At 68.9% G+C, this 21,471-nt stretch carries 19 protein-coding genes and 1 riboswitch; of the genes, 9 read left to right on the plus strand and 10 right to left on the minus strand.

The annotated features are described in order from the left end of the window. Positions 1-8 precede the first annotated feature (8 nt). From OG714_RS26100 to OG714_RS26120, 5 genes are all read right to left on the minus strand, one after another. Entirely contained in the window at positions 9-491 is a 483-nt protein-coding gene (locus OG714_RS26100; protein ID WP_406124504.1) for an NUDIX domain-containing protein, read from the minus strand. A gap of 122 nt (positions 492-613) precedes the next feature. Beyond that, complete coding sequence (locus tag OG714_RS26105; RefSeq protein ID WP_406124506.1) at positions 614-1,519, minus strand: LysR family transcriptional regulator; 906 nt, start codon at positions 1,517-1,519, stop codon at positions 614-616. 228 nt (positions 1,520-1,747) lie between these two features. Next, entirely contained in the window at positions 1,748-2,905 is a 1,158-nt protein-coding gene (locus OG714_RS26110; RefSeq protein WP_406124508.1) for a cystathionine gamma-lyase, read from the minus strand. Beyond that, positions 2,902-3,393 carry a low molecular weight protein-tyrosine-phosphatase gene (locus tag OG714_RS26115; RefSeq protein WP_406124509.1) on the minus strand — a complete coding sequence of 164 codons (492 nt, stop codon included), beginning with the start codon at positions 3,391-3,393 and terminating at the stop codon, positions 2,902-2,904. Before OG714_RS26115 ends, OG714_RS26110 begins: the two co-directional genes overlap by 4 nt. A 7-nt stretch (positions 3,394-3,400) precedes the next feature. Next, the gene (locus OG714_RS26120) at positions 3,401-3,778 is read right to left on the minus strand and encodes a phage holin family protein (RefSeq protein ID WP_327402826.1); all 378 of its coding nucleotides are present in this window, start codon (positions 3,776-3,778) and stop codon (positions 3,401-3,403) included. Positions 3,779-3,826: 48 nt separating this feature from the next. Between OG714_RS26120 and OG714_RS26125 the strand changes: the two genes are divergently transcribed. From OG714_RS26125 to OG714_RS26140, 4 genes are all read left to right on the plus strand, one after another. Beyond that, positions 3,827-4,144: a cupin domain-containing protein gene (locus OG714_RS26125; RefSeq protein ID WP_262060822.1), complete on the plus strand. Its 318-nt coding sequence runs from the start codon at positions 3,827-3,829 to the stop codon at positions 4,142-4,144. 213 nt (positions 4,145-4,357) lie between these two features. Further along, the gene (locus OG714_RS26130) at positions 4,358-4,570 is read left to right on the plus strand and encodes a DUF5326 family protein (protein WP_019055111.1); all 213 of its coding nucleotides are present in this window, start codon (positions 4,358-4,360) and stop codon (positions 4,568-4,570) included. Between the two features lie 357 nt (positions 4,571-4,927). Beyond that, a complete protein-coding gene (locus OG714_RS26135) occupies positions 4,928-5,737 on the plus strand; it encodes an IclR family transcriptional regulator (RefSeq protein WP_406124512.1) in 810 nt (269 codons plus the stop codon). A gap of 99 nt (positions 5,738-5,836) precedes the next feature. After that, a complete protein-coding gene (locus tag OG714_RS26140) occupies positions 5,837-6,274 on the plus strand; it encodes an SsgA family sporulation/cell division regulator (protein ID WP_406124514.1) in 438 nt (145 codons plus the stop codon). A 190-nt stretch (positions 6,275-6,464) separates the two neighbouring features. On the opposite strand, the gene OG714_RS26145 is transcribed toward OG714_RS26140, so the two are convergent. Further along, positions 6,465-7,976 (minus strand): YibE/F family protein, encoded by a 1,512-nt coding sequence (locus OG714_RS26145; protein ID WP_406124515.1) that lies wholly within the window; start codon positions 7,974-7,976, stop codon positions 6,465-6,467. Between the two features lie 71 nt (positions 7,977-8,047). Continuing rightward, positions 8,048-8,237, plus strand: a riboswitch (TPP riboswitch). On the opposite strand from OG714_RS26145, the gene thiC reads away from it, so the two are divergent. After that, positions 8,230-10,068: a phosphomethylpyrimidine synthase ThiC gene (thiC, locus tag OG714_RS26150; protein ID WP_406124517.1), complete on the plus strand. Its 1,839-nt coding sequence runs from the start codon at positions 8,230-8,232 to the stop codon at positions 10,066-10,068. (Overlaps the previous riboswitch by 8 nt.) Positions 10,069-10,078: 10 nt before the next feature. Here the strand turns inward: thiC and OG714_RS26155 are convergent, their stop codons facing one another. After that, positions 10,079-11,311, minus strand: a complete 1,233-nt coding sequence (locus OG714_RS26155) for a serine hydrolase domain-containing protein (RefSeq protein ID WP_406124519.1) — start codon at positions 11,309-11,311, stop codon at positions 10,079-10,081. Between the two features lie 212 nt (positions 11,312-11,523). Here OG714_RS26155 and OG714_RS26160 point away from each other — a divergent pair, with 212 nt between their 5' ends. Continuing rightward, the gene (locus OG714_RS26160) at positions 11,524-12,528 is read left to right on the plus strand and encodes a hypothetical protein (RefSeq protein WP_406124521.1); all 1,005 of its coding nucleotides are present in this window, start codon (positions 11,524-11,526) and stop codon (positions 12,526-12,528) included. An 84-nt stretch (positions 12,529-12,612) separates the two neighbouring features. Here OG714_RS26160 and OG714_RS26165 read toward each other — a convergent pair whose 3' ends face one another. The 3 genes from OG714_RS26165 to OG714_RS26175 form a co-directional block, all read right to left on the minus strand. Beyond that, positions 12,613-13,473 carry a hypothetical protein gene (locus OG714_RS26165; protein ID WP_406124523.1) on the minus strand — a complete coding sequence of 287 codons (861 nt, stop codon included), beginning with the start codon at positions 13,471-13,473 and terminating at the stop codon, positions 12,613-12,615. Between the two features lie 191 nt (positions 13,474-13,664). Continuing rightward, positions 13,665-14,780 carry a metallophosphoesterase gene (locus OG714_RS26170; RefSeq protein WP_406124525.1) on the minus strand — a complete coding sequence of 372 codons (1,116 nt, stop codon included), beginning with the start codon at positions 14,778-14,780 and terminating at the stop codon, positions 13,665-13,667. 1,136 nt (positions 14,781-15,916) lie between these two features. Then, complete coding sequence (locus OG714_RS26175; RefSeq protein ID WP_078622773.1) at positions 15,917-17,029, minus strand: LacI family DNA-binding transcriptional regulator; 1,113 nt, start codon at positions 17,027-17,029, stop codon at positions 15,917-15,919. Between the two features lie 473 nt (positions 17,030-17,502). Between OG714_RS26175 and hisC the strand changes: the two genes are divergently transcribed. The 3 genes from hisC (at position 17,503) to cydB (ending at position 21,375) form a co-directional block, all read left to right on the plus strand. Beyond that, on the plus strand, positions 17,503-18,582 hold the full coding sequence (hisC, locus tag OG714_RS26180) for a histidinol-phosphate transaminase (RefSeq protein ID WP_406124527.1): 1,080 nt from the start codon (positions 17,503-17,505) through the stop codon (positions 18,580-18,582). A gap of 258 nt (positions 18,583-18,840) precedes the next feature. Beyond that, on the plus strand, positions 18,841-20,349 hold the full coding sequence (locus OG714_RS26185) for a cytochrome ubiquinol oxidase subunit I (protein WP_406124529.1): 1,509 nt from the start codon (positions 18,841-18,843) through the stop codon (positions 20,347-20,349). A 21-nt stretch (positions 20,350-20,370) separates the two neighbouring features. After that, positions 20,371-21,375: a cytochrome d ubiquinol oxidase subunit II gene (gene cydB / locus OG714_RS26190; RefSeq protein ID WP_406124531.1), complete on the plus strand. Its 1,005-nt coding sequence runs from the start codon at positions 20,371-20,373 to the stop codon at positions 21,373-21,375. Positions 21,376-21,471 lie beyond the last annotated feature (96 nt).

A 21,471-nucleotide genomic window follows, 5' to 3' on the forward strand; every position in this document is an offset into this window, starting at 1 on the left:
CGGAGGCGTCAGCCCAGGTCGGGGGCGTGCATCGCGAGGACCCCTTCGATGTTGCCGTCCAGGTAGTGCCGTAGGGACAGGGGCACGAGGTGGACGGACGCGATGCCCACCCGGGTGAACGGCACTCTGACGATCTCGTACTCGCCGAGAGGCTCGTCCACTTCGGGGCCGTGGCGTAGCGCCGGGTCCATGGACTCCAGGTGGCAGACGAAGAAGTGCTGCACCTTGACGCCGGTCGAGGCCGCGTCCGCGCCGATGTGCTCGACGGTGTCCACGAAGCAGGGCACCACATCGGTGATCTTGGCGCCGAGTTCCTCGTACACCTCCCGGTGCAGGGCGTCGACGACGGTGGTGTCCCCGGGTTCGACCCCGCCACCGGGCGTGACCCAGTAGGGATCGACACCTGGCTTGGTGCGCTTGATGAGGATCAGGGCGTCGCCGTCGAGGAGAACGGCACGTGCGGTGCGCTTGACCACGGGTCGGACGGTCATGGGAGGAATGTGGCCCGGCTGGTTCCACGTGAAACATCGCACGACGTCACCTTGACGACTCGGAGCGTGATGTTTCACGTGGAACCAGCGGGTTCGCTACGGAACGCCGACAAAGTACCTGGTCAGCCCCAGTGGGCGGCAGCCCGCTGGAGCCACTCGTGGGCGCGGGCGATGTGCGGCATCGCGAGAGTGCCGGTGCGCACCACCAGGAAATACGTCCGCAGCGGCGGAACCGCGGGTTCGTGGAGCGGGACGACCTCGCCGCGTTTCAGTGCCAGGGCGCACAGATAGCGGGGCAGCACCGCGAGCCCGGCGCCCGCGGTCGCGCAGGCGAGGACCGCACGCAGGTCCGGCACGATCACGGTGCCCGGCGCGGGTGGGCGGGAGTCGAAGACAGAGGCCCAGTACCGGGAGACGAAGGGCAGTGACTCGTGGACCTCGATCACGGGGAGCTCGTCCAGGGCGGGCGCGTCCTTGGGGCCGAGCCTCGCGGAGTCGAGCTGCTCGGCCCGGTGCGGGGCGGCGATCAGGACGTGCTCCTCGTCGCAGAGCGTTGTCGCGGTGAGTAGAGCACCTCGCGGACGGGCCGTACTGATGGCCAGATCATGATGTCCGGCGGCCAGTCCCTCCAGGCTCTCCTCGGCGTTCCCGAAGGACGCCCGCAGCGCGAAGCCCTGGCCGTCGTCGCCGGTCAGCTCCGTGAGCGCGGGCAGCGCCCGCTCGGCGATGAACTCGGGGGGTCCGGCGAGATGCAGGGTGCGCAGCGAGGCGTCGTTGTCGGGGCCCGTCTCGGCTATCTCCACGAGGGCGTCGAGATGGGGTGCGGCCTTGTGCGCGAGTTCGTCGCCCATGGTCGTGGGGGTGACCCCGCGGGCCTGGCGCAGGAACAGGGGGCGGCCCAACTGCCGTTCCAGGGTGCGGATCTGGGACGTCACCGCCGGCTGCGAGAGACCGAGCAGAGCTGCGGCACGGGTGAAGGAGCCGGCCCGGTGCACGGTCACGAAGGTGCGCAGCAAGGCCAGATCCATGGCACGCACGCTCCTTTCCCCACCCTTCCTCCGGCCCCGGGCAGGGCCCAACTATAAATAAGTCGATAGGTCGCTGTCGCTACTGTGATTGGACACTGACACAGAGTCAACTAGCCTTGTGCGCGCGGTTCTTCGCGCGCAGAACCGAGGACGGTCCGAGCCACGAGGGGGGAGGCTCGGACCGTCCGTTGTGCGTAGCCGGACACCGACCGGCGGTACGTAAAGCGGTCACCGCGCCGACTCGTCCAGCGCACGCAGCACATCGGCCACCAGGTCCTCGGGGTCCTCGGCACCGACCGAGAGACGAACGAAGCCCTCCGGTACCGCGTCCCCTCCCCAGCGTCCCCGCCGTTCGGCGGTGGAGCGCACCCCGCCGAAGCTCGTCGCGTCGTCCACGAGCCGCAGTGCGTCGAGAAAACGCTCGGCACGCGTGCGCGTGGGCAGCGTGAACGAAACCACACACCCGTAGCGCCGCATCTGCTGCGAGGCGATCTTGTACGAGGGGTCGTCGGGCAGCCCCGGATAACGCAGGCCCGTCACGTCGGTCCGTTCGCGCAGGGCCTTCGCGAGGATCAGCGCGGTGGCGTTCTGCCGGTCTACCCGCAGCTGGAGCGTGGCGATCGAACGGTGCGCGAGCCAGGCCTCCATGGGCCCGGGAATCGCGCCGACGACCTTGCGCCAGCGCCGTACGGCGGCCATCGCGGCGGCGTCGGTCCCGGCGACGTACCCGAGGAGGACGTCCCCGTGCCCGGTGAGCTGCTTCGTGCCGCTCGCCACGGCGAAGTCGGCGCCGAGTTCCAGCGGGCGCTGCCCCAGGGGCGAGGCGAGGGTGTTGTCGACGGCCACGAGAGCGCCACGCGCGTGTGCCGCCTCGGCCAGCCGCCGTACGTCACACACGTCGAGCCCGGGGTTCGACGGGGTCTCCAGCCACAGCAGCTTGGCGCCGTCGAGGAGGTCCAGCTGGGCGTCCCCGCCGGTCGGCGCGGTGCGCACCTCGATGCCGTACGCCTCCAACTGCTCGCGCACCAGGGGGAGTACCTGGTAGCCGTCGTCGGGCAGGACGGCCGCGTCGCCGGCGCGCAGCTGGGAGAAGAGCACCGACGAGATGGCGGCCATGCCGGAGGCGAACACGAGCGTCTCGACGCCGTCCTGCCCGGGCGCCTCCAGCTCGCCGATGGCGCGCTCCAGGTGGGTCCAGGTCGGGTTCTCGTCGCGGCCGTACTTGTACGGGCCCGTCGCCTCACCCGGGAGATGGAAGTGCGCGGCGAACACCGGCCCGGGAAGTGTCGGTTCGTACTTGACCGGCTCGGGCAGACCGGCCCGCACCGCGCGCGTGCCGTCCCCGCCGCCGCTCCCGATGCCTCCGCCCGTAGCGGAATCACTCATATCGCTCGTCCTTCCGCTTCCTCACGCACCGCGGCGAGCAGTCCCGTGCTCGCCGCCTCCACCATCTCAAGACACTCCTCGAAGCCGTCCATGCCCCCGTAGTACGGATCCGGTACGTCGAGGTCGTCGCCGGCGTCCGGGTCGTAGGAGCGAAGGAGGCGGACCTTCTGGGCGTCCTCCTCGGTCGGGGCGAGGCGGCGCAGGGTCTTGCGGTGGCCGGAGTCGAGGGCGATGACGAGGTCCAGGCGGGAGAACCAGGAGGCCTGGAACCGGCGGGCGGCATGGTCGGTGCCGTAGCCGTGCTCCTCCAGGACGGCGACGGCGCGCGGGTCGGCGCCGTCGCCGTCGTGCCAGCCGTCCGTGCCCGCGCTGTCGACCTCGACCAGGCCGTCGAGCCCGGCTTCCGCCACCCGCGCGCGGAAGACCGATTCGGCCATCGGCGAACGGCAGATGTTCCCGGTGCAGACGAAGCTGACGCGGTACGTCATCGCGCGCTCAGTCCCCCTCGGGCAGGACGACGTTGAGCGCCCAGGAGACGACCGAGATGATGAGGCCGCCCAGGACGGCGGTCCAGAAGCCCTCGACATGGAAACTCAGGTCGAACTTGTCGGCCAGCCACGAGGTGAGCATCAGCATCAGCGCGTTGACCACCAGGGTGATCAGACCGAGGGTCAGGATGAACAGCGGGAAGGTCAGCACCTTGACGATCGGCTTGACCAGGAAGTTCACCAGGCCGAAGACCAGGGCGACCAGGAGCAGTGTCCATACCTTCTTGAAGGTGCTGTCACCGGTCAGGGTGATCTTGTCGAGGAGCCATACGGCGACCGCCAGGGCACCCGCGTTGGCGATCGTCTTGACTAGGAAATTCTTCATGTGTCTGATCGTGACAGAAGAGATCGACTCCGAGCGTGGACGAGGGCGATGAAGGCATTCCGGTTGGATGAACTGGAGGCGGAGCGCGCCGCCAACGATGGCGCGTACCTGCAGTTCCTGCGCGAGAAGAACATGTCGGTCGGCCTGTACGCGCTCGACTCCGGTGAGCACGACCGGCAGCAGCCGCACAACCAGGACGAGGTGTACTTCGTGGTGAGCGGCCGGGCCGCGATCACCGTCGGCATGGAGACCACCCAGGTGGCGCGCGGCAGTGTGGTCTATGTGCCGGCCGGAGTGGCCCACAAGTTCCACCACATCAGCGAGGACCTGCGGGTGCTCGTGGTGTTCTCGCCCCCCGAGGCCTGAACCTTCCTGAGGCCCGGCTCTCCACCCGAAGCCTGACCCGCGTCTCAGGGTTCCCTAGGGGAACGGTCAGGGGAGGACAAGGGATGCGAGGCCCCCGTTCGGCCTTCGCCCGCCCTAGCATCGGGTGCAGGACATCAGAGATCCGGTGCGGGAGTGCCGGACACCGACGGGACCCGGTACGAGCGACGGGCGGAGAGGTACAGGACGAGGACAATGCGAGAGATCTTCGCGGGACTGCCGTGGTGGGTGAAGTGGGTCGCGGTGCCGGTCATCGCCCTGGTCGTGTTCGGCGGCCTGATAGCGACCGTCGTGAGCATCGTCATCGGACTGCTCTTCAAGCTGCTGGTCTTCGTGGCGCTGGTCGGCGGAGTGATCTACGTCGTGCGGAAGTTCACGTCGAGCTCCTCCTCACGCGGCGACTGGTGAGGCACTGACGGGCAACCGGTGATCGGTAACAGGAATCACCGGTTCCCTCGGGCGGGGGAAGTTTCCCGGACAGGCCGTCTGCGGGTGGTGGCGGGCGGTTAAAGTCCGGAATTCGACGCGGGGACGAACCCCGCGGGCGGCGCACCCCCTCCCCGTGTTCCCCGCACGGGCTGCCCCCTCGCGCTCCGGGAGTGACCCTTGGCCACGGTTGACACCGCACCCGTAGAACCACACGCACGCCCCACCCACCCCGTACTGCCCACGTGGCCGCGCTCAGTCGCGGTCCCCACACAACTGCGGCCGGTGTCACAGCAAGGTCCGGCAGCACAGCAAGGTCCGGTGGCACAGCTTCGCCCCGTGGCGGCCCCGCCACGGCAACGCTCCTCCACGACCGTCGAGGCCGCCGGGCAACAGCAGTCCGCCGCCACCCTCATCGGCTCCGTCCAACGGGCCATGCGCCTGCTGGAGTCCGTCGCCGGACACGGACGCGGAGCCCCCGCCAAGCAACTGGCCCGCGAGACGGGCCTCGCCCTCCCCACGGCGTACCACCTGCTGCGCACCCTCGTGCACGAGGGCTACCTCCGCCGCGACAAGGGGCTGTTCTTCCTGGGGGAGGCGGCCGAGCGGCTGAGCAGCAGCGGGGCGCAGGAGAAACGTCGCAGCACGATCGTCGACGCGCTCGCGCACTGGCGGGATTCGATCGGTGTCCCGGTGTACTACGCGATGTACCGCGACGGCGAGATCGAGGTCCTGTGCGTCTCCGACACCTCCGGCAATCCGGCGGTCGAGGAATGGGCGGACTTCCGTGAGACGGGGCACGCGCACGCGATCGGTCAGTGTCTGCTGGCCCAGTTGGACGAGGACGTCCGCCGCGACCACCTCGACCGCTACCCCGTGCAGTCCCTCACGCCGTACACCGTGCGCGACGACCACTCCCTGTTGCGGCGCCTGGACCGGATGGGGCGGACGGAGCTGGTGGTGGAGCGTCAGGAGTACGCGCTGGGGACGGTCTGCGCGGCGATTCCGATCACGCTCGGCGCCACGGCCGCCACGATGGCCATCTCCCTGCCCGCGCATCAGGCCGACCGGCTGCCGGCCGCGGCCCGGCAGTTGCAGACCGAGGTCGGCAGGCTTCTGGGGTCGCTCGCGCTCTCTATCAGTATCTGAAAACTTACTCCTTGTGATCTAACGTGTACGTTCAGCAATATTCCTTCAGTGTCACGGGGATCATTCCCGGCCAGACAACGGCAGTTGACGGGATAGGCGATGCGCGAGTCCGTACAGGCAGAGGTCATGATGAGCTTCCTCGTCTCCGAGGAGCTCTCCTTCCGTATCCCGGTCGAGCTGGGCTACGAGACGTGCGATCCGTACGCCGTGCGGCTGACCTTCCATTTGCCGGGAGATGCCCCGGTGACCTGGACCTTCGGCCGGGAGCTGCTGATCGACGGGCTGGGCATGGCGTGCGGGGAAGGTGACGTGCGGATCGAGCCCGTCGACCCCGAGACGCTGGGCGAGGTGCTGATCCGGCTTCAGGTGGGCGGCGACCAGGCGCTGTTCCGCACCGGCGCGGCACCGCTCGTGGCGTTCCTCGACCGTACCGACCGGCTGGTTCCGCTCGGTCAGGAGGGCGCCCTCGCGGACTTCGACACCCACCTCGACGAGGCGCTGGACCGCATCCTGGCGGAGGAGCAGAGCGCCGGGTGACGTGTTGTGTCGGCGGCGAGGGGCGGGGAGTTGGCGTAACGCTTCGCCACGGGCTCTGAAGCCGCTGGAGGCGCCGTGAGCCCTTGAAGGTTCTCCGGGCCCGGCGATCCGCAGTAACGCTTCTGCGCGGCCCTCTGGACCGGTTCTCGCCGCCCACCGCAGTGCTTCCGGCGCTCAGTGTGTGCGCCGCTCAGTGCTTGCGGCGCCGGCCCTTCCCGCCGCGCGCCGTCGCGGGCTTGGCACTCGGCGCCGCCGTGGCCGTCGTAGCCGTATCCGCTGCGGTCGCACCCGCCGGAACCGCCTCGGGCCCCGGGCGGTCCGCCGAGACCACCAGGGCCGCGAGGGCCGTGGTGACCGGTACCGACGCGACCAGGCCGATCGAGCCCACCAGCGTGCGCACGATCTCCTCGGCGACCAACTCGCTGTTGGCGACCGCCCCCACGCTGCTCTGCGCGATGGAGAAGAGCAGCAGCAGGGGCAGGGCCGCGCCCGCGTAGGCGAGGACGAGCGTGTTGACGACGGATGCGATGTGGTCGCGGCCGATGCGGATGCCGGCGCGGTACAGCCCGCGCCAGCCCATCGACGGGTTGGCCTCGTGCAGCTCCCAGACCGCCGACGTCTGCGTGACCGTCACATCGTCGAGCACGCCGAGCGAACCGATGATGACGCCGGCGAGCAGCAGACCGCTCATGTCGATCGACGGGTACAGCCCGTGGATCAGGCCCGTGTTGTCGTCCGTGTTGCCGGTCAGCGCGGCCCAGCCGATGAACACCGAGCCCAGGACGCCGATCAGCACCAGCGACATCAGGGTGCCGAGCACCGCCACGGACGTACGGGCCGACAGGCCGTGGCACATGTAGAGGGCGATCAGCATGATGGCGCTCGATCCGACCACCGCCACGATCAGCGGGTTCGAGCCGTGCAGGATCGCGGGCAGGATGAAGAAGTTCAGGATCATGAAGCTGATGGCCAGCGCGACCAGCGCCATGACACCGCGCAGCCGGCCCACCACCACGACGGCCAGGGCGAAGATCCCGGCGAGCAGCGCCATCGGGAACTTACGGTTCACATCGGTGACGGAGTACTGCAGATCCCTGGGCGCGGAGGGCTCGTACGCGACCACGACCTTCTCGCCCTGATGCAACTGCCGTGACTGGTCGGGCTGCACGATCTCCGTGAACGTACGACCCTTGTCCTTGCCGGTGGAGACCGTGACCGTGGCCTTCTTGCAGGTGCCGGCGGCCTCCTGGGCGGCCGAGGAGCCCTCGGCGGTGGAGGTGTCGCCGGTCGAGCCCCCGCCCGAGGCGTTCACCGACGCGCAGCTCACGCTGACGACCTTGGTGACCGTCGCCTGCTGTGTCTGCCGGTCGAAGCCGACGCCGGTGCGCTTGTGCGACGGGGCGCCGCCGGGCCAGAGCACCACCATGCCGACCACGACCGCCACCGTGAACGGGATCAGGATCGCCGCGATGACCTTCCGCAGATGCCGGGAGACGGGGGCTGCGGGGCCATGGCTGTGGGAATGACCGTGCCCACCGCCCGCGCCGGAACCGTGTCCGCTGTCCCCACCCGGTCCGTGCCCGCCGTCCCCACCCGATCCGTGGTCGTGCCCGGAACCGGAACCGTGGTCGTGGCCGGATCCCTGGTCGTGGCCATGCGGCGGCCCGGTCGGCGGGAACGGGGGCTGCTGTGTCGTGGTCACCGCCCGATCATCGCAAGAACGCCGGGGGCCCACTGTTCAGCGCGCCACTTATGACGCTAGCGTGGAGGCACCTTTGCACACGCGGGAGCTCGGAGCACCGGGCTGAGAGGGCGCTGACCTTCGTCTCTGCGATGTTTCACGGGAAACGTCACCCGAATCGAGTGATGTTTCACATGAAACATCGGCTGACGGAAGCCGCTGCGTCGACCGCCGAACCTGTTACCGGGTAATGCCGGCGTAGGGAGTAGGTCTCATGACCAACAAGGACGCACGCACGCCTGCCTTCAGCCAGGACGAACAGCCCATTCCGGGCGAAGAGTCCGCACGGGCCGAGCTGTTCACACCGGCCCAGCAGTCCGCGGAGGCCGGGAAGTCCATCGGCTGGCACAAGGGGTACGTCGCGGGTTCGCGCCCCGATCTGCGGGTGCCGGTCCGTCAGGTGCACCTCACCAACGGGGAGTCGGTGACGCTGTACGACACCTCCGGCCCGTACACCGATCCGCTCGTCGACACCGACGTCCGCAGGGGGCTGGCGCCGCTGCGGGAGAACTGGATCATCGCGCGCGGCGACACCGAGCAGTACGCGGGCCGCCCGGTCCGCCCCGAGGACGACGGGATCAAGCACACCTCACCGCGCGGTGGCCTGCGCAACCTCGACGCGGTCTTCCCGGGGCGGCCGCGTCAGCCGCGGCGCGGACGGGAGGGCACGCCGGTCACGCAACTCGCCTATGCGCGACGGGGTGAGATCACGCCCGAGATGGAGTTCGTGGCCGTACGGGAGAACGTCGCACCCGAGGTGGTCCGCGAGGAGATCGCGGCCGGGCGGGCGGTGCTGCCGGCCAACGTCAACCATCCCGAGATCGAGCCGATGATCATCGGCAAGCGGTTCCTGGTGAAAGTCAACGCCAACATCGGCAATTCCGCGGTCACTTCCTCCATCGAGGAGGAGGTCGAGAAGATGACCTGGGCGACCCGCTGGGGTGCCGACACGGTCATGGACCTGTCCACCGGCCGCAACATCCACACCACCCGCGAGTGGGTGCTGCGCAACTCCCCCGTCCCCATCGGCACGGTGCCGCTCTATCAGGCGCTCGAAAAGGTCGACGGCCGCGCCGAGGAGCTGACCTGGGACATCTACAAGGACACGGTCGTCGAACAGGCCGAACAGGGCGTGGACTACATGACCGTCCACGCGGGCGTGCGACTGCCGTTCGTACCGCTGACGGCGAACCGCAAGACGGGCATCGTCTCGCGCGGCGGCTCGATCATGGCGGCCTGGTGCCTGGCGCACCACAAGGAATCGTTCCTGTACGAGAACTTCGAGGAGCTGTGCGAGATTCTCGCCGCTTACGACGTCACGTACTCGCTCGGCGACGGCCTGCGGCCGGGTTCGATCGCGGACGCCAACGACGCGGCGCAGTTCGCTGAGTTGAGGACGCTCGGGGAACTCAACACGATCGCGAAGCGTTTCAACGTACAGACCATGATCGAGGGCCCGGGACATGTCCCGATGCACAAGATCAAGGAGAACATCGACCTTCAGCAGGAGATCTGTGATGAAGCTCCGTTCTATACGCTCGGCCCGCTGACGACGGACGTCGCGCCGGCGTACGACCACATCACCTCCGGCATCGGTGCCGCGATGATCGCCTGGTGGGGCACGGCCATGCTCTGCTATGTCACGCCCAAGGAGCACTTGGGCCTGCCCAATCGTGACGACGTCAAGACCGGCGTCATCACCTACAAGATCGCCGCCCACGCAGCCGACCTCGCCAAGGGGCACCCCGGTGCGCAGGAATGGGACGACGCGCTGTCCGACGCCCGCTTCGAGTTCCGCTGGGAGGACCAGTTCAACCTGGCTCTCGACCCGGACACGGCACGGGAGTTCCACGACGAGACGCTTCCGGCGGAGCCGGCCAAGACGGCGCACTTCTGCTCGATGTGCGGGCCGAAGTTCTGCTCGATGAAGATCTCCCAGGACATCCGCCGTGAGCACGGTGGCACCAAGGCGGAGGTCGAGGAGGGCATGGCCCGGAAGTCGCAGGAGTTCGCTGCGGCGGGCAACCGGGTGTACCTGCCGATCGCCGACTGACGACAACCGTCTAGCTCTCTGGTGCACCTTCGGCAGGCCTGGCGCACAGGGCGTGGTCGATGAGGACCCCCGTCGCGTGGTTGAGGGCGGTCAGGTCTGGCGGCGCGGTGGTGGTCGTGATGGAGACGGTCACCGCCCGCCTGCCGTCCGCGGTCACTGCGGGGCGGGTGTTGGTGCCTGCGCCGTCGCCCTCGTGTGTGTAGTAGTAACCGCCGCAGGAGAGGGGGATCTCGCGGAGGCCGAGGCCGTAGGTTCCCTCGGGCATCTCGGCCACGTCCTCCGGGTCGTCGGTTCGTTCGACGGTCCGGCGCATCTCGCGCCACTCCTCGGCGGGGAGCAGCCGGCCGCCGACCAGGGCACGGAAGAAGGTGTTCAGGTCGGCGGAGGTGCTCACCACACCGGAGTCCGCGGTGTGCTGGAGGCTGTGGTCGGTGACGTCGAGGCGCTTGCCGTCGGCGGTCGTCAGGTAGGCGTTCACGTGCGGGTCGGGCAGGAACGGGTCGAGCCCGGGGATGGTGGTGTTCCGCAGGCCCAGCTTCGCGATCACCCGGTGTTCGACCAGGTCCCGCCAGCTCGCGCCGCCGGCCTTCTCCGCGATCATCCCGGCCAGCAGGTAGTTGGTGTTGGAGTACGCCCAGCGGGTGGGCCCGCCCGGCTGGGGCACGAACACCGGCCGGTGCTTCATCGCCACCGCGACCAGGTCGGCGGTGGGGGTGGCGTCGTAGCGGTTCTCGTCGAAGTGGTTGATCAGCGCGTCCTGGATCTCCGGGTCGTCGACGTAGTCGTACAGGCCGCTGGTCTGGCGGAGCAGGTCGCGGACGGTGATGCGGCTGCCGTCGTTGCCGTTGCCCGAGACGACCGACGGGAGCCAGCGTTCGACGGTGTCGTCGAGCGACAGGCGCTTCTCCGCGACGAGTTGCAGGACCACGGTCGCCACGAACGTCTTCGTCGTGCTCGCCACGCGGAAGTGCGCGTTCCAGGGGACCGGGTCCGCGGAGTCGGCCGTCCGGGTGCCGATGCGTGCCATGAGCGGCGGGCCGTTCGGCCCGTCGACCCTGGCCAGCACGTTCACATCGCCGCCGCCGGCCTTTCGTACGGCTGCGAGGTCGTGGCGGAGCGTGCGCTCCGTGTAGGAGGGCCTCGCCGCTGTGTGCCCTCCGGTGGCGGTTGCCGCCAGGGGTGAGCCCAGTGCGATGAGTGCTGCTGCCAGCACGGTGGCTCCGGCCTTCTTCGACGACGGCATCTGCGTGGTCGTATCCCCCGGTGTTCTGGTTCCTGGTCGGTGACGATCACCAGCCAACCGGAGCTGTCGGCGCGAGGGGATGGGACTGTCCTCCGGATGAGGGGTGCACCTGCCCCCCTCAAGGCCTACGGGTTCACCCCCGCCCGTAGATTCGCCCGAGGAGTGGAGCTGCTCCGGGGGATGTGGTGTTGTGAGTTGGGGGACTGGGGGGGATGGGGACCGTGATTCTTCTGCAGGTGACGGACGAGGCGCAGTCGTTGGTGTGGGACGGCGATGATCTGGTCGATGTCGTGGGTGGTCGGCGGTGGGGGCCTGATGGTGTGGAGCGCCGGGTTTCGGTCGACCATGGGTATTCCTTCGACCGGAGCGTCAGCTCTCCGTCCGGCCGCTTCACCGTGGTCTACGACGAGCGGGGCACCGAGGCACTGTTGCTGGAGGGCGATCGGCCGGTCCGTGAGCTGGCGCGCAATGACGACTACGCCGAGGACTTCGACTATCCGGTCGCCCTCGGGGTGCTGCGGGACGGCCGTGAGGTACTGGTGCACTGCCCGGACCAGTACGACCTCCTTGAGATCGAGGACGCGGAATCCGGAGAACGGCTCACGGTCGGCGACCGTACGCAGAACGACGTCCTCCACTCGCGGCTGGCGGTGTCTCCGGGTGGGACCCATCTGTTGTCGGCGGGCTGGGTGTGGCATCCGTACGGGATCGTCGAAGTATTCGACCTGGAACGGGCGTTGACGGAACCCGCTGTGCTCGACGCCCTTGGCGTGCCGACTTTCTACCCGGGCAACAGTTCCGAGGTGATCGCGGGCTGCTGGCTCGACGGTGACCGCGTGGCGGTGGCGACCGGGGAGGAGTTCGTCGACGAGGAGGAGACCGCGGCGAGCGCAGGCCTGGGTAGACGGCAGTTGGGCGTATGGTCGCTCGCCGAGAAGCGGTGGGTGCATCGCAACAGGGTCGACTTCCACATCGGCACGCTGATCCCGCGGGGTGACACGGTCGTCTCGCTGTACGGGCATCCGCGGCTGATCGATGTCACGACGGGGGCGTCGACGGCGGAATGGCCGGCCGTGGAGGTGCCGAGCAGGGAGGGGAGTTACGGAGTCACCCACATCCCGACGCCGGTCGCGGCACTGCACCCGGACGGCATCCGACTGGCTGTCGCCCAGCCGGAGAGCATCGCGGTCATCACGCTTCCCGGGACGGGTCGCTGACCGGCGCAGCGCGCAGCCGACCCTCTGACCTGGTGACCGGGTGTTCGGCTTGCGCTCCCCTGGGTGGGGGCGCAAGCCGAGGGGCTACTCCGGCTGGTGTTCTGGCCCCCCGAAGTCCGGGCTCGAGAAGTCCGGGCTGCTGAAGCTCGGGCGGTGCCCCGGTTCCGGGCCGTCGTCCGGGCTGGAGAAGCCCGGTCGGTCGTAGCCGAGGTGCGGCATGCGACTCGGTCCCCGGGGTGTCGTACGGCGCAGTGTCGCCGTGCCCGGAGCCGCGAGCGCCTCCTGGAGGAACGGCAGGATGCCGCGTTCCAGGAGGGCGTCGTGCCAGGCGTCCCTGGCGCGGGCCACTTCGCCGCCCGACTCGCCGTAGGGGCCGGTGTCGGGTGAGGGCCTGTTGCGCAGGGCGGTGAGCAGCAGGCCGACGGCGGCGACGAGGATCGCCGCGGCGGTCATGGCGCCGAACACCCATCCGGCGGTCAGCATGGTCTTGGCGAACGCCGGTTCGGGGCTGAGCATCTTGAGGATGTAGCCCACGAGCAGGAATATCGCCGCGGCCGTGCCGGCCAGGACGGGGGTGAGGACGGCGGCGACGGCGATGGCGCCCGCACCCTCGGCCGCCTCCCCCAGGGTGGTGGCGAGCCCCATCGCGCCCACGCCGCCCGGCTCCGCGGAGCCGGTCTCGCGGACGGTCGACGGGGTGGACGACGCCGGCTGGCGCAGTTCCTCGCGGACCTTCACGTAGTGCTGGTACTCGGTCGCCGCGGCCGCCGTGATGAGCGCGGTGGCGTTCAGCGCCATGGTGCGCAGCTGTTCGGGGTTGAGCCGCTGACCGACAGCGGCCAGTTCCGGGCGGGTAGGGGCGGAGCGCAGCGCCTCGTCGAGGATCCGCTCGTACTCCTGGCGGTCCTCGCTGTGCAGGTGCTGCGGAACGCTGTTCATGTGCATCCCCCGATGCTCCGTAGGGCTTGGGGCTCGCATGCCAACGAGCCGTCGGGCAGAAACGGAGGGGAGCCTGCTACGGATAAGCCGATGGTAGAGCGGCGACGGCACACGGTGACAGGGGGTTTCCAGAAATTGGCCCTGGCCAGCGCTGTCGTCCGCCGGTCCTCCGAGGGGGACGTCTGCCCGGATAACGCTCAGATATCCAACGGCAGTTGCTGGACCAGCAGTTTTCCGGCCATGGTCACGCCACCGTCCATCGCGATGGCGAGTCCCTCGGCGTAGACGTGCGGTCCCTCGACCACGGGACCGGCGCTGTCCTCGCCGTCTTCGGAGCCCACGTCGCCCAGGAGATAGGGAATCGGGCTGTGTCCGTGCACGATCCGGGTCCCGCCGTACATGTCGAGCAGGGAGCGGACGTGGTCGGCGCCGCCCTCGTCGCGGAAGGAGAAGCGCTTGGTCAACTTGCGGAACACGTCCCAGACCTCGTCCGCGTCGTTGCGCGTGAGGGTCTCGCGGACGTTGTCGTTGACCGCCTCGATCGAGTCGCCGTAGTCGAGGTAGGCGGTGGTGTCGGAGTGGACGAGCAGGTGGCCGTCGACCTGCTCCATGGCGTCCAGCCGGGCCATCCACTGCAGGTGGACGTCCTGGAGGCGGTCCATGTCGGTCTTCTGGCCGCCGTTCAGCAACCAGGCCGCCTGGAAGGTGGCGGTGCCCGCGCCGGAATTGACGGGGGTGTCGCCGAACCGCTTCGCGCCGAGCAGCAGGAGCTCGTGGTTGCCCATGAGCGCCTTGCAGTAGCCGCCGGCCGCGGCGGCCTCGGCGGACAGCCGCATCACCAGGTCGATGACGCCGATGCCGTCGGGTCCGCGATCGGTGAAGTCGCCGAGGAACCACAGCCGCGCGGTGCCCGCGCACCAGCTGCCCGCGGCGTCGATCAGGCCCTTCTCCCGCAGTGCGGCCACCAGTTCGTCGAGGTAACCGTGCACATCCCCTACGACGAACAGCGGACCGGGACCCTCCGTCTGCTGCGGGACGGCCACCGACGCCGGGTCCACCGCGACCTGAACCGTGTCACCCCGATTGATGACGGGCAGATCGCGCTGAGTGGGTGTGTAGCCCTCCGGATAGACCTCGTCGAAGGCCTCGTCAAAGGCCTCCTCGTCGGGTCGTACGGCCTCGCCGGACTGCGCGCTGTCGGCGTACGGACCGGTCTCGTGGACGTACGCGGGTACCCGGAAGTCGCGCAACGTCGCCGTCCGCTCCATCTCGGGTCCCTGACCGGCCCCCTGAGTCATCGACCCCTCCACCATCGCGCCGCAGCTGCACCGCGTCGGACTGCCTGGTCGCAGCGGCCCGCGGTGTCGTGGGCCCATCATAGGAATGCGGATCGCGCCATGTGATGACCCAGGGGTGCTGAATCAGAGCAGGACTCCGGTTCACCGCGGCTTTCGCCCCGATTGGGCAGGGCTTCGGCCGTTGGCCGTCTGCTTGACGCCGGTTGGTTCGCGCCGTCAGGGCGGCTGGATTTCGCCGGTGGGCGCGCTTCGGCGGGGCTGATACAGGGCTGGTGCGGAGCGCTTGGGCGGAGGTCGGCTCCGGCCCACTGCCCGGGGCCGATACCGGGCGCTCACCCCGATGTGGATGGCAGGCGCGGGCCACGACGCCGGTTTCCTGCTCCGCGCCGGTCCCCACCACTGACTGCCCTGCCCAACCTGGTGCCGTCCCCGGTACGCCCTGCGCGCCACGGTGCCGGTCTCGCCGCTTGTCCTGCCAACCCACGGCATCGGTCCCACCGCTTGTCCTGCCGGCCCACGGCACAGGTCCAACCGCCCGTCCTGCTGGCCTACGACAGCGGTTCCACGGTCCGTCCTGCCGGCCCACGGCACTGGTTCCACGGCCCGTCCTGTTGGCTTACGACATCGCTTCCGCCGCCGCCCTGCCGACCCACCGCACCGGTTTCACGGCCCGTCCTGCCGCCCCTCGGCGCCGGGTGGGAGCCCCGGCGCCGAGGGGCCCGTCACGGGCACCTGAGGGGGGTCCTGCGCGCACGCGGGCCGAGGGGAGCCCCCGGTTCCGCTCGGCCATCTCCGTGGCTCCTGATGGCACCGCCGTGGCCGCGCCCGTGGTTTCCACGGCATCCGGTGCGAGTGCTCAGGGCCCGGCTTCGGACGGACCGGGGTGGCGGGTGGGAGTTCCGGCACGGGTCCCGCCCTTGACGGTCACCGGTCCCGCCCCTGACGGTCACCCGGCGGGAGTGTCCGACACCGAGCCGCCCTCCGGCGGCACTGGACAGGAACCGGCACCGAGCCTCACAGGCACCCGGAACAAGCCCGGCCCCCGCCTCCGCCCGTCCACGGCACCCGATGGGACTCCGGCCCCCCACGCCGAACCCCGCTTGGACGGCCCCGGCCCTGCCCCCCCCGGAGGCCCCCCGAGGCCCCCGACTTCACTTCCCCTCAGGCGACCGAGGCGGACTCACCGTCGTCCGTGGCGGACGCCGCTGGGACGACGTCCGCACGATCAGTTCCGTCGGTATCACCTGCTCGATCGGCAGGTCGGACTCGACCCCCTCGATCGCGTCGATGAGGAGTTGCACGACCGCCGTACCGATCCGCCGCGGCTTCAGGGACAGCGTCGTGACCGGCGGCTCGGTGTTCGCGTACACCGTGGACTCGCTGCAGCACACGAGCAGCAGATCCTCCGGCACCCGCATCCCGTAGCGACGGGCCGCCGCCAGCAGATCCGTGCCGTTGGGGTCGAACAGGCCGTAGACCGCGTCGGGCCGGTCGGGCCGGGCGAGCAACCGGTCGGCGGCGACGGCCCCCGCGCACGGATCGTGCGCCGGATACGACTCGTACACCGGATCCTGGCCCACCCGCTCGCACCAACGCAGGTATGCGGTGGTCGAGAGGTGGGTGTACGTGTCCGTGCTCGTGCCCGTGAGCAGGCCGATCCGGCGGGCGCCGGCGTCGGCCAGGTGGTCCAGGATGCCCAGGACCGCGGCCTCGTGATCGTTGTCGACCCAGGCGGTCACCGGGAGCGAGCCGGCCGGGCGGCCGTCGGAGACGACCGGTAAACCCTGCCGGACCAGCTCGCTGACCACCGGGTCCTGGTCGGACGGGTCGATGACGACCGTGCCGTCCAGGGCGACGTTCGACCACACGTCGTGGCGCGAGGTCGCCGGGAGGATCACGAGGGCGTAGCCGCGGGCGAGCGCGGCCGAGGTGGCGGCCCGCGCCATCTCGGCGAAGTACGCGAACTCGGTGAAGGTGAAAGGTTCATCCCCATACGTCGTCACGGTCAGGCCGATGAGGCCCGACTTGCCGGTACGGAGCGTGCGAGCCGCCGCTGAGGGCCGATAGCCCAGCCGGTCGGCGACTTCGCGGACATGGCGTCGGGTGGCGTCCGGGAGCCGGCCCTTGCCGTTGAGGGCGTCGGAGACGGTCGTGATGGAGACTCCGGCCGCGGCGGCCACGTCTCTGATTCCCGCCCGGCCCGGCCGGCTTCCTCGACGAGAGGTTTCCGCGCGGCTCACCTGGTGCTTCCCTGCTGCTGTCATGGCGAGCCGATAGTAGGGCTCATGCGGTGGGGTAGTGCGGACGCATATGCACGCGTTGACAGGCACGTTTCTGCAAGGTCAGAAGGGGTCAACTACCTTAGAAACAAAGTCAGTTAAACGATGCAATGGCATTACGTGACTTGTCGGCGCGCATGGGCCTGCCAAGCCCCCCATGTTTCGAAGAGGTCTCAACTCACCTGTACGAGGGATGCGCGCCACGGCGCGAGCTACCAGCGCATAGATATATGTACAGCGCGCCCCCGGTTCGTGCGCCTTCGTACGGTGTTGCCCCTGATGTGGATGTGACGCGTGGGGCGATCCCGACGGACTCCCCACAGGCACCCGGAGGCTGCTCGCGCGGACACCGGAGGTTGCTCACGCGTACGGGATCTGTACGCGCCGGCGTCGAATCCTCATATGGTGAGCAGTATTGAAAGCCGGTGGTGCCGGTGGTGGTCACAAGGAGGACTGCGGTGAGCGAGACGAGCCCGAAGCTGCGCGCCGAGCTGGAGGGTATCCCCACCTACAAGCCGGGCAAGCCCGCCTCGGCGGACGGTCCGGTGGCCTACAAGCTGTCCTCCAACGAGAACCCGTACCCCCCGCTGCCCGGCGTGATGGAGAGCGTCACCGCGGCGGCTCTGAACTTCAACCGGTACCCCGACATGGCGTGCACCGGCCTGATGAACGAGCTGGCGGAACGGTTCGGCGTCCCCGTCTCCCACCTGGCCACCGGCACCGGCTCGGTCGGCGTCGCCCAGCAGCTGATCCAGGCGACGGCCGGACCCGGCGACGAGGTCATGTACGCCTGGCGGTCCTTCGAGGCGTACCCGATCATCACGCGGGTCAGCGGCGCCACGGCGGTGCAGGTGCCGCTGACCCCGGGCGACGTGCACGACCTGGACGCGATGGCCGACGCCATCACCGACCGCACCCGGCTGATCTTCGTCTGCAACCCCAACAACCCGACGGGCACGGTCGTACGCCGGGCCGAGCTGGAGCGCTTCCTGGACCGGGTGCCCGGCGATGTGCTCGTAGTACTGGATGAGGCGTACCGGGAGTTCATCCGGGACATGGAGGTGCCGGACGGCGTCCAGCTCTACCGCGACCGGCCGAACGTCTGCGTCCTGCGGACCTTCTCCAAGGCCTACGGCCTCGCCGGGCTGCGGGTCGGTTTCGCGATCGCCCACGAGCCGGTGGCGGCGGCGCTGCGCAAGACGGCGGTGCCCTTCGGTGTGAGCCAGCTCGCGCAGGACGCGGCGGTCGCCTCGCTGCGCGCCGAGGACGAACTGCTCGGCCGGGTCGGCTCGTTGGTGTCCGAGCGCACCCGCGTGGTCGACACACTGCGCGCCCAGGGCTGGACGGTCCCGGAGACCCAGGCCAACTTCGTGTGGCTACGACTGGGGGAGCGCACGCTCGACTTCGCGGCGGCCTGCGACCAGGCGGGTGTGGTGGTACGGCCGTTCGCGGGCGAGGGCGCGCGGATCACGATCGGGGAGACCGAGGGGAACGACATCTTCCTGAAGGTGGCGGAGGGGTTCCGCAAGGAGCTCTAGCCGTCTCCGGCGGTGTGGTTCGTCACGCCTGCCGATGTGAGGATTCGTAACGAGTGACGTCAGGGGGGTTGCCATAGGGGGACCCCCCTTCGTAATGGGCTTCCGAACGGGACCCCCCTTCCGCTGCCGAAAATCCGTACGTCATAATAGCTTGTGAATGTGAACGCGTTCACAAGCGTGTCCCGGTTCGTCCCATGATGTGTGCGACAAAAGGGGCAAACTGCCGCTGTACCACGGCGACGTAAGGAGACTGACGACGTGGAATTGGCTCTGGCGCCGGAGACACTGGCGCGATGGCAGTTCGGCATCACCACCGTCTACCACTTCCTGTTCGTCCCGCTGACGATCTCGCTCGCCGCTCTCACGGCCGGGCTGCAGACCGCGTGGGTGCGCACGGAGAAGGAGAAGTACCTCAGGGCCACCAAGTTCTGGGGCAAGCTCTTCCTGATCAACATCGCCATGGGCGTCGTCACGGGCATCGTGCAGGAGTTCCAGTTCGGCATGAACTGGTCCGCCTACTCGCGGTTCGTCGGTGACATCTTCGGTGCCCCGCTCGCCTTCGAGGCGCTGATCGCGTTCTTCTTCGAGTCCACCTTCATCGGGCTGTGGATCTTCGGCTGGGACAAGCTGCCCAAACGGATCCACCTGGCCTGCATCTGGATGGTCTCGATCGGCACGATCCTGTCGGCGTACTTCATCCTCGCGGCCAACTCGTGGATGCAGCACCCCGTCGGCTACCGGATCAACAAGGCGAAGGGCCGTGCCGAACTCACCGACTTCTGGCACGTGCTGACCCAGAACACCGCGCTCGCGCAGGCCTTCCACACGCTCTCCGCGTCCTTCCTGACCGGCGGCGCGTTCATGGTCGGCATCGCGGCCTTCCACCTGTTCCGCAAGAAGCACATCGCCGTGATGAAGAGCTCGCTGCGGCTGGGCCTGGTCACCGTCGCCATCGCCGGCCTGCTCACCGCCGTCAGCGGCGACACCCTCGGCAAGGTCATGTTCAAGCAGCAGCCGATGAAGATGGCGTCCGCCGAGGCCCTGTGGGACGGCCAGGACTCCGCGCCGTTCTCGATCTTCGCCTACGGCGACGTCAGCAAGGGCCACAACAGCGTCGAGCTGTCCATCCCCGGGATACTGTCGTTCCTCGCCGACGACGACTTCAGCTCGTACGTCCCCGGCATCAACGACACCAACAAGGCCGAGCAGGCCAAGTACGGTCCCGGCGACTACCGGCCCATCATCCCCGTCACCTTCTGGGCGTTCCGCTGGATGATCGGCTTCGGCATGGCGTCCTTCGCGATCGGCCTGGCCGGACTCTGGCTGACCCGCAAGAAGTTCATGCTGGCTCCCCATCTGCGGGTCGGTGACGACGAGGTGCCGAACGTCGTCCTCTTCAAGAACAAGACCCTCGGCCCGAAACTCACCAAGCTCTACTGGCTGGTGTCGATCTGGACCCTCGGCTTCCCCCTGATCGCCAACTCCTGGGGCTGGATCTTCACCGAGATGGGCCGCCAGCCCTGGGTCGTCTACGGCCTCTTCCAGACCCGCGACGCGGTCTCCCCCAGCGTCTCCCAGGGTGAGGTCCTCACCTCGATGATCGTCTTCACCTCGCTCTACGCGATCCTCGCCGTCATCGAGGTCAAGCTGCTCGCGAAGTACGTCAAGGCCGGCCCGCCCGAACTCACCGAGGCCGACCTCAACCCGCCCACGAAGATCGGCGGCGACTCCCAGGACGCCGACAAGCCGATGGCCTTCTCGTACTAGGCCGAGGGAGCTGCAACAGTCATGGAACTGCACGACGTCTGGTTCGTCCTCATCGCCGTCCTGTGGACCGGCTACTTCTTCCTGGAGGGCTTCGACTTCGGGGTCGGCATCCTCACCAAGCTGCTCGCCCGGAACCGCACCGAGAAGCGGGTGCTGATCAACACGATCGGCCCGGTCTGGGACGGCAACGAGGTCTGGCTGCTCACGGCCGGCGGCGCGACCTTCGCCGCCTTCCCCGAGTGGTACGCCACCCTTTTCTCCGGCTTCTACCTCGCCCTGCTGATCATCCTGGTCTGCCTGATCGTCAGGGGCGTCGCCTTCGAGTACCGGGCGAAGCGGCCCGAGGAGAACTGGCAGCGCAACTGGGAGACGGCGATCTTCTGGACCTCGCTGCTCCCCGCGTTCCTGTGGGGCGTGGCCTTCGGCAACATCGTGCACGGCGTGAAGATCGACAAGAACTTCGAGTACGCCGGCACCTTCTGGGACCTGCTCAACCCGTACGCCATCCTCGGCGGCCTCGTCACGCTGACGCTCTTCACCTTCCACGGCGCGGTGTTCACGGCCCTCAAGACCGTCGGGGACATCCGGGTGCGGGCGCGGAAGCTGGCCCTTCAAGTCGGTCTCGTCACCGCCCTGTTGGCGCTGGCCTTCCTGATCTGGACCCAGATCGACAGCGGTGACGGCAAGAGTCTGGTCGCGCTGATCGTGGCCGTCGTCGCACTCGTCGCGGCGCTGGGAGCGATTCAACTCGGGCGTGAGGGCTGGTCGTTCGCGTTCTCCGGCCTCACCATCGTGGCGGCCGTCGCGATGCTCTTCCTGTCGCTCTTCCCGAACGTCATGCCGTCCTCGCTCAACCCGGACTGGAACCTCACGGTCACCAACGCCTCGTCGAGCCCGTACACCCTGAAGATCATGACCTGGTGCGCGGGGATCGCCACACCGATTGTGCTGCTCTACCAGAGCTGGACGTACTGGGTGTTCCGCAAGCGGATCGGTACGCAGCACATCGCCGAGGCAGCGCACTGAGCCTGAGTCCGAGCGCCGAGTCCGAGCATTGAGTCCGACTAGGGGCATGTTTCACGTGAAACATGCCCCTAGGGCCCCGTCGAGAAGTCGGGACCG

This window comes from Streptomyces sp. NBC_00989, assembly GCF_045162655.1.
In the GTDB taxonomy this organism is placed as follows: Bacteria; Actinomycetota; Actinomycetes; order Streptomycetales; family Streptomycetaceae; genus Streptomyces.